Here is a 13,665-nt window from a genome sequence, read left to right as displayed (position 1 = left end):
TGATTTGATGGAATGGATTAAATTAATTGGTATTCTAGTTATTTTAGTCGGCTTTTTGCTGAAGCTAGATACTATTGCTGTCGTAATCGTTGCTGGTTTTGTCACCGCGCTTGTGTCGGGGATTTCTGTTGTTGATTTTTTAACAATGTTAGGAGAAGCGTTTGTCAATAATCGACTCGTGACACTGTTCTTGCTGACGCTACCAATGGTCGGCTTGTCGGAACGTTTTGGCTTGAAACAGCAGGCCGTCATATTGATTGAAAAAATCAAAGGCTTGACACCAGGGAAGTTTCTGAGTTTGTACTTATTTATTCGAGAACTTGCTGGCTTTTTCTCTATTCGGATCCAAGGACATACGCAATTTATTCGCCCAATCGTCAACCCGATGGCGCAAGCTGCTGGGGAAAATAAATTTGGGGAACTAGATGAAAAAGATCAGGAAAAAATCAAAGCCCGAGCTGCCGCCAACGAAAACTTTGGGAATTTCTTTGCGCAAAATACCTTCGTGGCTGCTTCTGGTGTGCTATTGATCGTAGGAACATTGCAATCTCTTGGGTATGATGTGGCAGCTAGTTCAATCGCGCAAGCCTCATTGCCGATCGCATTGATCGTCTTAGTCATTGCTACATTGTCGAACTTGCTCTTTGATCGCAAATTAGCAAAAAAATATGGCAAGAAGGAGGAGAAATAGATGGAAGGAATCGTTAACGGATTATTGGAATTCTTTTATATCTTGATCGGATTGCTGTCGATCATGACGGCTGTACGGGTTTTTCGTGAAGCGGATCATCCCACCCGATTAGGCACCTCTGCCTTTTGGCTACTGCTAGGGATCGTCTTTGCTTTCGGAAATTTCTTGCCGTATCTTGTGGACGGGATTTTGATCGTTTTGATGGGCTGTTTGACCTTCTTCAAACAAGTGCAGATTGGTAAAATCGTGGACGTTGATGATGAAAAAGCAGAAGCATCGGCTAAACGGATCGGTAGTACGATCTTCGTGCCATGTATCAGTTTAGCATTGATCGCTGTAGTGATTTCTTATACGCCATTAGGGGGCCAAGTTGGGATCGGGATCGCATCGATCTTAGCACTCTTGTTGGCAGTCGTGCTAACTTCCGCTAAACCCAAAACAGTGCTGGACGATTCTGATCGGATGCTTCGTCAAGTCGGAACTGCCGGTATCTTGCCGCAGTTATTAGCAGCACTAGGTGTCATTTTTAACGCTGCTGGTGTTGGTGACGTGATTTCTCAAGGAATCTCTGGCGTCGTGCCAGAAGGCAATCGTTTTATCGGTGTCGTGGCTTACTGTTTAGGAATGATGATTTTTACTATGATCATGGGAAATGGCTTTGCGGCATTTACTGTTATTACCGCCGGCATTGGTGTACCTTTCGTAATGGCGCAAGGTGGCGACCCCGTCGTTGCTGGTGCGTTGGCAATGACCGCTGGTTTTTGTGGCACGTTGTTGACCCCGATGGCAGCCAATTTCAACGCATTGCCAGTGGCCTTGTTAGAGATGAAAGACCCCAATGGTGTCATTAAAGCACAAGCCCCAATTGCTTTAATATTGTTAGTGATTCACATCGCTTTAATGTACTTTTGGGCATTTTAGTGGTAAAACAGAGATGGAAGGATGATGGAAATGAAATTATTAATTACCGGATTTGATCCATTTGGCGGAGAAGCAATCAATCCTGCCTTAGAAGCAGTGAAATTACTGCCAGATACAATTCATGGTGCACAGATCGTGAAAGCAGAGATCCCCACTGTATTTGGGAAATCAGCGGCGATCGTCGAAGAGAAAATTGAAGAGATCCACCCAGATGTCGTCTTAAACATCGGTCAAGCGGGCGGACGGTTTGCCATCTCACCAGAACGAGTGGCAATCAATGTGGATGATGCCCGGATTCCTGATAATGAAGGCAATCAACCCGTCGATGAAGTGATCCAAACAGAAGGAAAGCCTGCCTACTTCACACAACTGCCGATCAAAGCAATGGTAGAAAACATGAAAAAAGCCGGAATACCTGCAGCCGTTTCTAATACTGCTGGAACCTTTGTCTGCAACCACATCATGTATCAAGTACAATACATGATCGATACAAAATACCCGGAAATGAAAGGCGGTTTTATCCACGTGCCGTTTATTCCTCAGCAAGTCGTCGATAAAGCAGGACAGCCTGCAATGAGCATCGAAGACATCGCCAAAGGATTAACCGCAGCAGTGGAAGCCATCGTTGATTATGCCGACAAAGAAGATTTAAAAGCGATTGGCGGCGCGATCCATTAATCATTGAAGGGCATCCTTTCGGGGAGGCAACAAGTGTCCTTGAAGCGAGAAGACCTGATCCTATGGGATCAGGTCTTTTTTTGGACTGTTTTGAGAAAATTCATTGGTGATTGCTGTATATTTACACTTCTATCAGGGGTTTCTCATTTTGACGGATCAAATGAAAAAGAAAGACAGAAAACGAATGTAAGTTACATTTAACCATGTTTTTTTATTATTATTTTTGCTTTATTTCTTATAAATAAAGAAAGGAAAAATAGCATTTAACGAGTGTTTGATGAGAGTAAGGTAAGTAAATACCAAGAAAACTTTCTTCCAAAGGTGTTTTTTATCGAAAAAAGGATTGCTTTTTTAATAATTATTAATTAAAATCTTATCTAACTTCAGAAATCGAATGATTATTCTGAAAATTAATTCAATTAAGGGGTAGGACAGGATGAAAAATAAATGGGCCTATGGTTTAGTAGCTGTGTGTGGCGTGGTGTTAGCCGGCTGTACAACAGGCGGAACAAATAGTTCAAGCAATGACACAGCAACTAGCGGCGATAGCAACGCAGAACAAGTATTTAACGTAGTGGTTTCACAAGAAATGCCAAGTGCGGATCTCTCATTAGCAACCGATACGATCAGCTTCAGTGCATTGAACAATGTATATGAAGGACTGTATCGTTTGGATGCTGACAGCACACCACAACCTGCTGGTGCAGCTGAAGCAGCTGAAGTCAGCGAGGATGGACTAACTTACAAGATCAAATTGCGTGAAGATGCAAAATGGTCAAATGGTGACCCTGTTACAGCAGCGGATTATGTTTATGGCTGGCAACGGACGGTCAAACCTGAAACTGCATCAGAATATGCGTATCTATTTTCACCAGTCAAAAATGCGGATGCCATCACAGCTGGCGATACCGATCCATCAGAGCTAGGCATCAAAGCAGTGGGGGATTATGAATTAGAAATCACCCTAGAAAAAGCAACACCTTACTTTGATTACTTATTAGCATTCCCATCCTTCTTCCCACAAAATCAAAAAGTAGTGGAAGAAAATGGCGATCAATATGCATCAACCAGCGACAATGCCGTTTATAATGGACCATTTGTCTTGACTGGTTTTGATGGACCAGGAACGGATACAGAATGGGCTTATGAAAAGAACGATCAGTATTGGGACAAAGACACTGTTAAATTACAAACGATCAACGTAAGCGTCGTGAAAGAATCCTCAACTGCCTTGAATCTTTTCCAAGATGGTCAAGCAGATGATGTCATCTTAACAGGTGAACTGGCGCAACAGATGGCTAACGACGAAGCATTCGTTTCTCAACCAGAAGCAACGACTTCTTACTTAGAATTGAATCAACGTGATGAAGATTCACCTTTCCGTAACGAAAACTTGCGTAAAGCAATCTCTTATGCGATCGACCGTGATGCCTTAGTAACATCGATCTTAGGTGATGGTTCAATTGCTTCAACTGGTTTGGTGCCGGAAGGCATGACTTTCAGCCCTGGCGATCATACAGACTTCACAGAAGCAGCTGGCAGCGTCATTAGCTACGATCAAGAGAAAGCAAAAGAATATTGGGAAAAAGCCAAAGAAGAATTAGGAATCGATTCATTAGAATTTGATATCTTAGCTTCTGATACAGACTCAACCAAGAAAATCATTGAGTACTTGCAAGACACGATCGAAAAAACATTGGACGGTGTGAAAGTCACGTTAAGTCCAGTTCCATTCTCTGTTCGTTTGGATCGTTCAAATGCGGGTGATTTTGATACAGTAATGGGCGGTTGGGGTGCTGACTATGCCGATGCAAGTAGCTTTACTGACTTGTTTACGACAGGCAACTCATACAACCGTGGTCAATGGAGCAGTGAAGAATACGATGCAGCTGTAAAAGCAGCAGGTACGACCAATGCCAATGACCCTGACAAACGTTGGGAAGATTTAGTCAATGCAGAAAAAATCATTATGAATGAACAAGGTGTCATTCCAGTTTATCAAAAAGCGGAAGCACACTTACGTGCAACAAAAGTCAAAGGTGTTGTTGCTCACGCAGCAGGCGCACAATACGACTACAAGTGGACATCAATCGAATAATCACGAGTAGTTGACTTGAAATGCCGAAGAAAAGGCTGGGACAATTTCTTGTCTCAGCCTTTTGCTTCTCATTTCAACGAGTAAAACTATAAGAATGAAATTAACTAGTAGCAATCATTAAAAAGAGCAATGAAAGGAATAATAAGAAGACACCAGGCCCTAACCAAAAGGCGTAACTCTGTTTGCCAACTTGGGATAATTTCAGATAATCTGTTTTATTTTTGGAAAAAGCTTTCTTCATGGAATATTGAAAATGGTCAAAGAAACCAGAAGCAAATACCCATAAAAAACCGCCAATGATCAAAAAGAACAGCGCCCACAAGAAAAGGGCATCTGAAAGAGCTGCTATGGAAAATTCATTTTTTATGGCTAACCATCCGCCAGAAATTGCGAGGCATAGGAGGGGTATGAGCCCACTACTTTTTTTTATTTTCATGATCTGACTCCTTTTTAATGATTCGTACTATGTTAATTTACATAATTATTGAATAGAAGTCAAAATACTTAAGGGGGAAACTGCGTGAACAGCTTTTTGAAATATTTATTGAAACGAGTGTTCTACATGGTCTTAACGTTATGGCTGATTGCCACGATCACCTTTTTCTTGATGCAATTTTTGCCAGGAACACCATATACGAATGCTGAAAAATTAAGTCCAGAACAAATTGCCTTGCTAAATGAGCAAGCAGGATTGGACAAACCGATCATTACCCAATATTGGCTTTATTTGACCAATCTACTAAAAGGTGACTTTGGGATCTCTTTCCAATTTAAAAACCAGCCAGTAGCGAATTTACTATCAGGAAGAATCGGACCTTCACTGCAACTAGGGCTACAAGCGATCATCTTTGGGACCTTCTTTGGGATCATTTTAGGAACGATCTCTGCGATGAAGCAAAATACTTGGATCGATACAACGTCTACCTTAGTGGCGATCTTAGGGCGTTCGATCCCTAACTTTGTCTTTGCCGTTTTGCTGCAATACATTTTTGCCATCAAACTAGGGATCTTGCCGATTGCTAAGTGGGAGACCTTTGCTAGCACGATCCTACCGACCGTCGCCTTAGCGATGTCGCCGTTAGCGGATTCCGCCAGGTTTATTCGAACCGAGATGGTGGAAGTGCTGCATAGTGATTATGTCGAGTTGGCACGAGCAAAAGGATTGAGCCGCTGGGAAATTGCCTTCAAGCACGGTTTGCGGAATAGTTTGATTCCGTTATTGACGTTGTTAGGACCGCTAGCTGTCGGTTTGATGACTGGTTCCCTTGTCGTAGAAAATATTTTTGCGATCCCGGGTATCGGTGAACAGTTCGTAAAATCAATCATGACCAATGACTATCCAACGATCATGGCGGTAACGATCCTTTATTCCGCAATGTTGGTCTTTGTGATTCTTGTTGTTGATATTTTATATGGAATCGTTGATCCGCGGATCCGAGTTTCAGAAGGGAGTCGTGGCTAATGGCAGAGAAACCTTACACAGCAAATGATGTTGCTGCCATCGATGCAGCCAAATTTCAACCGTTACAAAAAAATACCAATGAAGAGCGTGAAGCGATCGCAACCCCTTCATTAACCTTTTTCCAAGATTCATGGCGTCGTTTGAAAAAGAACAAAGCCGCGGTTTTCTCAATCATTTTGTTGCTGATCATTATTGCGATCTCAATCATTACGATTTTTGTCTCGCCACATGATCCAACTGCACAAAATGTGACCTTTACGAATCTGCCGCCGAAAATTCCCGGTATCAACATCAATGGCTTAAACGGCTATGCGATGGTGGGGGGCGAGCTAGTAGATAAGTATGCAGCTGCCAATGTTCCTGACGGGACGTATTTCCTTTTAGGAACGGATGGATTAGGTCGTGACTTATTGAGTCGTTTATTTGTAGGAACACGTATCTCCTTATTGATTGCGTTTATCGCAGCGATGCTAGATATCATCTTTGGTGTAACCTATGGCTTGATCTCTGGTCTTTTAGGTGGACGGATCGATAATGTGATGCAACGTTTCTTAGAGATCTTATCTGGTATTCCCAACTTAGTGGTAATGATCTTGATGCTGGTAGTTTTCGAACCAGGGATCTTCTCGATCGTGGCAGCAATGGCGATCACTAACTGGATTCCAATGGCGCGGATCGTACGGGCCCAAACAATGAAACTAAAAGATCAGGAATTCGTTTTAGCCGCAACGACACTGGGGGAAAGTCGTCTCAAGATTGCGATGAAACACGTATTACCAAATATTTCCAGCGTGATCATCGTACAAATGATGTTCAGTATTCCCTCGGCGATTTTCTTCGAGGCCTTCCTAAGCTTTATCGGGCTAGGACTAAAACCACCTTCAGCATCTTTAGGGATGTTACTAAGCGATGGCTACAAAACCTTCTTGTTCCTGCCTTACCAAATGTGGGTGCCGGCTGTGACCTTGTCTGTGATTATGATTGGGTTCAACTTGCTGGCAGACGGTTTGCGTGATGCCTTTGATCCGAAAATGAAAGAGTGATTGCGATGAAAAAAGTCTTAGAAGTGAAAAACTTAGAAATTTCTTTTGACACCTTTGCTGGGAAAGTCCAAGCGATCCGTGATGTCAGTTTCGATCTATACAAAGGAGAAACCTTGGCGATCGTGGGCGAATCCGGGAGCGGCAAGTCCGTGACAACCCGTAGTATCATGGGGTTGTTAGCCAGCAATGCCAATGTCGATAATGGCCAGATCCTCTTCAATGGGACGGACATTTTGAAAAAATCCGAAAAAGAACTGCAAAAAATCCGTGGCAAGGAAATCGCCATGATTTTCCAAGATCCAATGACTTCACTAGACCCAACGATGCCGATTGGTAAGCAAGTGGCAGAGTCATTGATGAAGCACAACAAAATCAGTAAAAAAGAAGGCTTGCGACAAGCGTTGGAATTACTGAACCTTGTCGGTATCCCGAATGCTGAGAAACGCTTGAAAAATTATCCGCATCAATTTTCCGGTGGTCAGCGGCAGCGGATCGTTATTGCGATCGCGTTGATCTGCTACCCACAGATCTTGATTGCAGATGAACCGACGACTGCATTGGATGTAACGATACAAGCACAGATCTTAGAGTTATTAAAAGATATTCAGAAGAAAATCAATTCGTCCATCGTCTTTATTACCCATGACTTAGGGGTCGTTGCCAATGTGGCTGACCGAGTAGCCGTGATGTATGGTGGGAAAATCGTCGAAGTGGGGACCGCAGAAGAAATCTTCTACAACCCGCAACATCCGTATACTTGGGGCTTGTTAGGCTCGATGCCGACGTTAGAAGGGACAGGCGATCGGTTGTACGCGATTCCTGGTTCACCACCGGATCTGTTGGACCCGCCAACAGGGGACGCTTTTTATCCACGAAACGAATTTGCTTTGCAGATCGATGCAGAACAGCAACCACCGTTCTTTGATGTTTCACCGACTCACAAAGCAGCAACGTGGCTGTTAGCGCCGCAAGCACCGAAGGTAACTCCGCCGGATGAGATCTTGATTCGCTGGAAAAAATTCCAAGAAAAAAATACTCAGGCATCTGTCTAAAGGAGGAGAAACGGTTGGAAAAAGTTTTACTTGAAGTAAAGAATCTTAAACAATATTTTAACGTTGGCCGCAAAGACGAAGTCAAAGCCGTCGATGATATCTCCTTCCAAATCTATGAAGGAGAAACCTTTGGTCTAGTAGGCGAATCCGGAAGTGGAAAATCGACCACTGGACGGACGGTGATTCGTTTGAATAACCCTACCGGAGGCGAAGTTCTTTTTGATGGACAAGATGTTATGAAAATCAAAGGCAAGAAACCGCTGGCTGATTTTCGCCGGGAAGTCCAAATGGTCTTCCAAGATCCTTATGCCTCCTTGAATCCCCGGATGAAAGTTCGGGACATTATTGCTGAAGGGATCGATATCAACGGATTAGCCAAAAATGAAAAAGAACGCAATGATCGGGTGGATGAACTTTTGCGAACCGTCGGACTCAACCCAAGTCACGGGACCCGTTATCCCCATGAATTTTCAGGGGGACAACGTCAACGGATCGGGATCGCCCGCGCGTTAGCCGTCGATCCAAAATTCATTATCTGTGATGAACCGATCTCGGCATTGGATGTTTCGATCCAAGCCCAAGTCGTTAACTTGCTGCAAGATCTGCAAGAAGAACATAAATTGACGTACTTGTTTATCGCCCATGATTTATCGATGGTCAAACACATCAGCGATCGGATCGGCGTGATGCACAACGGCAAACTGCTAGAAGTAGGCACCAGCGATGAAATCTATCATTACGGGGTCCATCCGTATACTGAAAGTCTTTTATCAGCGATTCCGCTGCCAGATCCTGACCATGAGCGTCAACGCAAACGGATCAAATACGTCAGCGAACCAAACGATAACCAAGAACGAGCAATGGAAGAGATCGCACCAGGACATTTCGTTTATGCCACGAAAAAAGAAGCCAAGATCTATCAAGAAAAGTTAGCACAAAAAAAGGGGAACTAGCGTCAAAGGTATAGGGAGTGTTAGGAGGAGATGAAACTGGGTGTTTTAAAAGCATACAAATTTCGGATCTATCCTAATGGACAGCAAAAACAGTTTTTCATCGAAACCTTCGGCTGTGTACGGTTTACGTACAATCAACTGCTGGAGGCGAAGATGGAAGAGCTGGCCAACAATGAAGCAAAGCAAGGGTTGACGCCAGCCAAACTAAAAAAGGAGTATCCTTTTTTGAAGGAGACCGATAGTTTGGCATTGGCGAATGCACAACGGAATCTGGATCGAGCGTTTCGAAATTACTTTCAAAAGCGGGCTGGCTTTCCAAAAATGAAAACCAAAAAAAGTATCTGGCAATCGTATACCACCAATAATCAGCAGCACACCATTTATTTTGAAGAGGATCAAATCAAGCTGCCAAAGCTTAAAACACTGGTTCCCGTAAAAAAGCATCGGGAGATCAAAGGGAAAATCAAATCGGCAACGATCTCAGCAAAAAACAACGAAGAGTTTTACATCTCGATCCTTTGTTTGGAAGAGATCACGCCACTCCCGAAACAGCAAGCGTCTATCGCGGTTGTTTATGATCCACAGCAGTTGGTCAAAGCCAACCAGCCGGTACCCATCACCTGTGAACATGCCATCCAAACGAAGCAAAAGCTGACACGAGCAGAACGCAAACTTCAGGTGAAAGCTACGGCGGTCAAACGGAAAAAAATCCTTTTGACTCAGGCACGAAATTATCAGAAGCTAAAAGGAAAGGTCGCTCGCCTTTATCGTTTTCACTGCTGTCAAAAGCGGGAATTCATCGATCAAGTCAGCTACCATCTCGTAAAACAGTATGATACGATCTATTTGGAACAAATCGCAGAAGATACGGTTTTAAAAGCTGGTCATTACAGCATCAGTGATTGGCATCAATTCGTTCGCAAAATCCAGTACAAAGCGCAGTGGTACGGTAAAGAACTGCGTTTTGTCACGTTGGATACGCAGGACCAACAGAAGCTAGAACGGCTCTCAGGCGAAATGAGTAGCTGAGCCACTTGAACTGGAAGGAACGCCAGGGATCGCCTAGGGTATAGAAAAAATCTTTAAGATTTTTGTTTCTAGGAACCACGTTCACTAATTATGATTAACCAGCAACCCCCTGCCAAACTAAGGTCTGACAGGGGGTTGTATTTTTTTACATTTTATCACCTAAAAATGCGTCATTTAAGCGATAGATCTTTGAGGGACGCCCGATGCCGACGGGCTTTTCGCCGACTTCCGTAAAATATTGGAGCATGGATTTTTTGAAGTTGGAATGATCGATCATTTTAAAACCGATCCCTAAAAACTTGGCGAATACTTTACGGGCTTCCGTGATCGTAAAGTCTTTGCCTAACACAAGAAGCACTTGCGGCTCGTGCTCCATCTTATTGGCAACCCGTTTGAAGGCTTTGAGAATGATCGCGCTGTGGTCAAAAGCCAACGTATCTTTTCCAACAGAGGCGCCAGTCACCAAGTCAAGAATGATCTCGATCTCACCGCTGATCAAATAGATTTGATTGGCTTTTCTTTCCAGAGAGAACCAGCGCACTTGATTCGCATCGTCCCCAGCACTCAAGGGCTCTTCACCAATAAATGCCAAATAGCTGACGGTGATTACCCACCCACGCGGATCACGACCAGGGGTGCTGAAGGTATGCAGCTGTTCGATGTTTTGTTTGGAGATGGTGACCCCGATCTCTTCTTGGGTCTCACGGATCACACTTTGGCCTGTCGATTCATTGGGATTGACGAAGCCCCCTGGCAATGCCCAAGAATTCCGGAAAGGATGCCCTTTTCTTTGGATCAGCGCAATTTTGAGTTGTTCTTCTTCTTTGTTGTAACACATCAACACCATATCGACGGTTACGGAGGGTTTCTCGTATTTTGGCTGATCTTGTGCCTGATACCACGTAAGAAAGTCTGCTTCAGAAGCTTCTTTTTCATAGTAGTGCTTTTCAGCTGATTTTGAGGTAAATTCTTTCATTGGTTTCTCCTGCCTTAGATAAAGTAAGTAACTGAGCGCGATGGTTTTCCTTAACGGAAAAAATAAGGAACGATCAAATTAATGAAAAACAATGCGAGATAAAGCCAAGAAGACCGAGGGTGTTCTTTGAGCGCTGAATAACCCCAAAGAGCGATCCAGAGCAGAAAAGCTACCCGTAGGATTGCCAGCGCTGTCGCAAAAAGCGCCGCGTAATCATGGCTGTTGAAGTAAGCAAACAAAAAGGGGTAACCTGTGGTTGAAAAGAGCAAGTGCCCCACAGAAAGCACGGTTAAAAGCAAAAAATGCTGTTTGTTTTTTCGGGTCATAGCGTTCCTTTCTATAAGTGAAGTCTTCCTCATTATAGCAAAAGAAGTACCTGTTAATCAAAGAGAGATAAAACAGCTTTATTTCCTATGAGATTTGTTGTCAGGATCAGATTCTTCCCCTAGAACATTGAAGTGAACGGCTATCTGCGCTATGATAACTAGTAGAAAAGAAATACTCAAATCTGCTGGTTTATTTGCTGCGTTTTAAGGACCAAAACGATTCCTTTGCTTCTTTTAGAGCATGAAGAAAGGTCTTAGGTTGTCCGCTTTTTTGATTAAATTTATAGCATTTTTGGGTTGCGAACTGTATACTACCTAAGTATACACTTTACTAGTGAAAAGGAGGACTTGCGTCCATGGCTGAAAAAGAAACATTCTATATTACGACGCCAATTTATTATCCAAGCGGCAAGCTGCATATCGGGAATTCTTACACGACGATCGCTTGTGATGCGGTAGCACGATACAAACGATTGATGGGCTTTGATGTCTTTTATTTGACGGGTGTCGATGAGCACGGTCAAAAAATCGAGAAAAAAGCAGAAGAACTTGGCGTAGATCCGCAAGAATATGTCGACAAAATGGCAGCTGACGTCAAGAAATTATGGAACACACTAGACATCAGTTATGACAAATTTATCCGTACAACGGATGACTACCATAAAACAGCCGTTCAAAAAATCTTCCAGCAATTGCTTGATCAAGGCGATATCTATCTTGGGGAATACGAAGGCTGGTATTCCGTTTCTGATGAAGAATACTTTACCGAAACGCAACTAGCAGAAGTTTACCGCGATGAAGAGGGCAAAGTCATCGGCGGTAAAGCGCCAAGCGGTCATGAGGTAGAATTGGTGAAGGAATCTTCTTATTTCTTCCGCATGAGCAAATATGCCGATCGTTTGGTTGAATACTATGATGAACACCCAGAGTTCATTCAACCAGAATCACGTAAAAATGAAATGCTGAATAATTTCATCAAACCCGGCTTAGAAGACTTGGCTGTTTCCAGAACGACCTTTAAATGGGGCATCCCAGTCACTGCTAGTCCTGAACACGTGGTATATGTGTGGATCGATGCGTTATCCAACTATATTACGGCATTAGGCTATGGCTCAGACGACGATTCCTTGTTCCAAAAATACTGGCCAGCTGACGTGCATATGGTTGGGAAAGAAATCGTGCGTTTCCATACGATCTATTGGCCAATCATGCTGATGGCCTTAGACTTGCCATTACCGAAAAAAATCTTTGGCCATGGCTGGTTGATGATGAAAGACGGCAAGATGTCGAAATCAAAAGGCAATGTCGTTTATCCAGAAATGTTAGTGGAACGCTATAGCTTAGATGCGTTGCGTTACTATCTATTACGGGCGGTTCCTTTTGGTAGCGATGGTGTATTTACACCAGAAGATTTCGTCTCTCGTTTGAACTACGATCTAGCCAACGACTTAGGAAACTTGCTGAATCGGACGATCGCCATGATCAATAAATATTGTGATGGTTTAGTGCCGGACTATGCCTCAAAAGTGACACCTTTTGATAGCGAGTTGTCAACGACTGCTGCCAATGTGGTCGGTCGTTACCATGAAGCCATGGACAAAATGGAATTCAGTACGGCATTATCCGAAGTTTGGACATTGATTTCTCGCGCCAATAAATACATTGACGAAACCCAACCATGGGTGCTAGCCAAAGAAGAAGAAAAGCGCGCAGAATTAAATAGTGTGATGGTTCATTTGGCGGAAAGCTTACGCATCGTCGCAATCTTATTGCAACCGGTGATGACAGAAACACCAGCCAATATTTTCCAACAACTAGGGTTAGCTTCTGTTGCCATGGATCTGAAAGATTTGCGCTTCGGTGAATTTCCAAGTGGTACGAAAGTCGTTGCTAAAGGCACACCGATTTTCCCTCGTTTGGAACTTGAAACAGAAGTAGCCTACATCCAAAAGAAAATGGCTGAAGGGACACAAAGTCCAGAAGAAACGGTGAAATGGGACCCAGAAGAAACCACACTGCAATCAGAGAAAGCCGAAATCAAATACGAAGACTTCGATAAGATCGAATTAAAAGTGGCAGAAGTCGTTGACTGTCAAAAAGTCAAAGGCGCCGACAAGCTGCTGCAATTCCGCTTAGCTGCTGGGGATGATCAATATCGTCAAATTTTATCGGGGATCGCTGAATTTTATCCAGAACCACAAGATTTGATCGGCAAAAAAGTCGTGATCGTTTCCAACTTAAAACCACGGAAAATGCGGGGGCAAGTCAGCCAAGGAATGATCCTTTCGGCAGAAGACAATGATGGTCGTCTGCAAATCGTGGAAGCACCAAAAGGCATGCCAAACGGCTCGATCATCGCTTGATTTTTAGGAGAAATCCTTTGTTGAATTTCAGCGAAAATAAAATTGCCAGACCCGAAAAGTTTTTGTATAATGT

General features: G+C 43.4%; 13 protein-coding genes. 10 read left to right on the top strand and 3 right to left on the bottom strand.

The window, feature by feature from the left end; translation table 11 throughout:
- Positions 1-7 precede the first annotated feature (7 nt).
- From ENLAB_RS06385 to ENLAB_RS06370, 4 genes are all read left to right on the top strand, one after another.
- Complete coding sequence (locus tag ENLAB_RS06385) at positions 8-691, top strand: DUF969 domain-containing protein (RefSeq protein ID WP_005233676.1); 684 nt, start codon at positions 8-10, stop codon at positions 689-691.
- A complete protein-coding gene (locus tag ENLAB_RS06380; RefSeq protein ID WP_077452271.1) occupies positions 692-1,612 on the top strand; it encodes a DUF979 domain-containing protein in 921 nt (306 codons plus the stop codon). It abuts the gene before it with no gap.
- Between the two features lie 30 nt (positions 1,613-1,642).
- Complete coding sequence (pcp, locus tag ENLAB_RS06375; RefSeq protein ID WP_081117776.1) at positions 1,643-2,290, top strand: pyroglutamyl-peptidase I; 648 nt, start codon at positions 1,643-1,645, stop codon at positions 2,288-2,290.
- A 436-nt stretch (positions 2,291-2,726) separates the two neighbouring features.
- Positions 2,727-4,388 (top strand): peptide ABC transporter substrate-binding protein, encoded by a 1,662-nt coding sequence (locus tag ENLAB_RS06370; protein WP_077452269.1) that lies wholly within the window; start codon positions 2,727-2,729, stop codon positions 4,386-4,388.
- A 100-nt stretch (positions 4,389-4,488) separates the two neighbouring features.
- Here the strand turns inward: ENLAB_RS06370 and ENLAB_RS06365 are convergent, their stop codons facing one another.
- Positions 4,489-4,824, bottom strand: coding sequence for a DUF3899 domain-containing protein (locus ENLAB_RS06365; protein WP_244353135.1), 336 nt, complete (start codon positions 4,822-4,824; stop codon positions 4,489-4,491).
- Between the two features lie 84 nt (positions 4,825-4,908).
- On the opposite strand from ENLAB_RS06365, the gene opp3b reads away from it, so the two are divergent.
- The 5 genes from opp3b to ENLAB_RS06340 are packed head-to-tail and all read left to right on the top strand — an operon-like array spanning position 4,909 to position 9,927.
- Entirely contained in the window at positions 4,909-5,850 is a 942-nt protein-coding gene (gene opp3b, locus ENLAB_RS06360) for an oligopeptide ABC transporter permease (protein WP_005227991.1), read from the top strand.
- Positions 5,850-6,893 carry an ABC transporter permease gene (locus ENLAB_RS06355; protein ID WP_005227994.1) on the top strand — a complete coding sequence of 348 codons (1,044 nt, stop codon included), beginning with the start codon at positions 5,850-5,852 and terminating at the stop codon, positions 6,891-6,893. The genes opp3b and ENLAB_RS06355 overlap by 1 nt, the downstream gene beginning before the upstream one ends.
- Positions 6,893-7,945 carry an ABC transporter ATP-binding protein gene (locus ENLAB_RS06350; RefSeq protein WP_216593164.1) on the top strand — a complete coding sequence of 351 codons (1,053 nt, stop codon included), beginning with the start codon at positions 6,893-6,895 and terminating at the stop codon, positions 7,943-7,945. Before ENLAB_RS06355 ends, ENLAB_RS06350 begins: the two co-directional genes overlap by 1 nt.
- 14 nt (positions 7,946-7,959) lie before the next feature.
- Positions 7,960-8,898 (top strand): ABC transporter ATP-binding protein, encoded by a 939-nt coding sequence (locus ENLAB_RS06345; RefSeq protein WP_005227998.1) that lies wholly within the window; start codon positions 7,960-7,962, stop codon positions 8,896-8,898.
- A 30-nt stretch (positions 8,899-8,928) separates the two neighbouring features.
- The gene (locus tag ENLAB_RS06340) at positions 8,929-9,927 is read left to right on the top strand and encodes an RNA-guided endonuclease TnpB family protein (protein ID WP_081117774.1); all 999 of its coding nucleotides are present in this window, start codon (positions 8,929-8,931) and stop codon (positions 9,925-9,927) included.
- Positions 9,928-10,072: 145 nt separating this feature from the next.
- On the opposite strand, the gene ENLAB_RS06335 is transcribed toward ENLAB_RS06340, so the two are convergent.
- Entirely contained in the window at positions 10,073-10,903 is an 831-nt protein-coding gene (locus ENLAB_RS06335) for an NUDIX hydrolase (protein ID WP_244353134.1), read from the bottom strand.
- A gap of 50 nt (positions 10,904-10,953) precedes the next feature.
- The gene (locus ENLAB_RS06330; protein ID WP_081117773.1) at positions 10,954-11,229 is read right to left on the bottom strand and encodes a hypothetical protein; all 276 of its coding nucleotides are present in this window, start codon (positions 11,227-11,229) and stop codon (positions 10,954-10,956) included.
- A gap of 356 nt (positions 11,230-11,585) precedes the next feature.
- On the opposite strand from ENLAB_RS06330, the gene metG reads away from it, so the two are divergent.
- Positions 11,586-13,592, top strand: a complete 2,007-nt coding sequence (gene metG, locus ENLAB_RS06325; protein WP_244353133.1) for a methionine--tRNA ligase — start codon at positions 11,586-11,588, stop codon at positions 13,590-13,592.
- Positions 13,593-13,665: the final 73 nt, after the last annotated feature.

This window comes from Enterococcus innesii (genome assembly GCF_022846515.1).
Taxonomy (GTDB): Bacteria; Bacillota; Bacilli; order Lactobacillales; family Enterococcaceae; genus Enterococcus_D; species Enterococcus_D innesii.
This window is presented reverse-complemented; position numbering and strand designations above follow the sequence as displayed.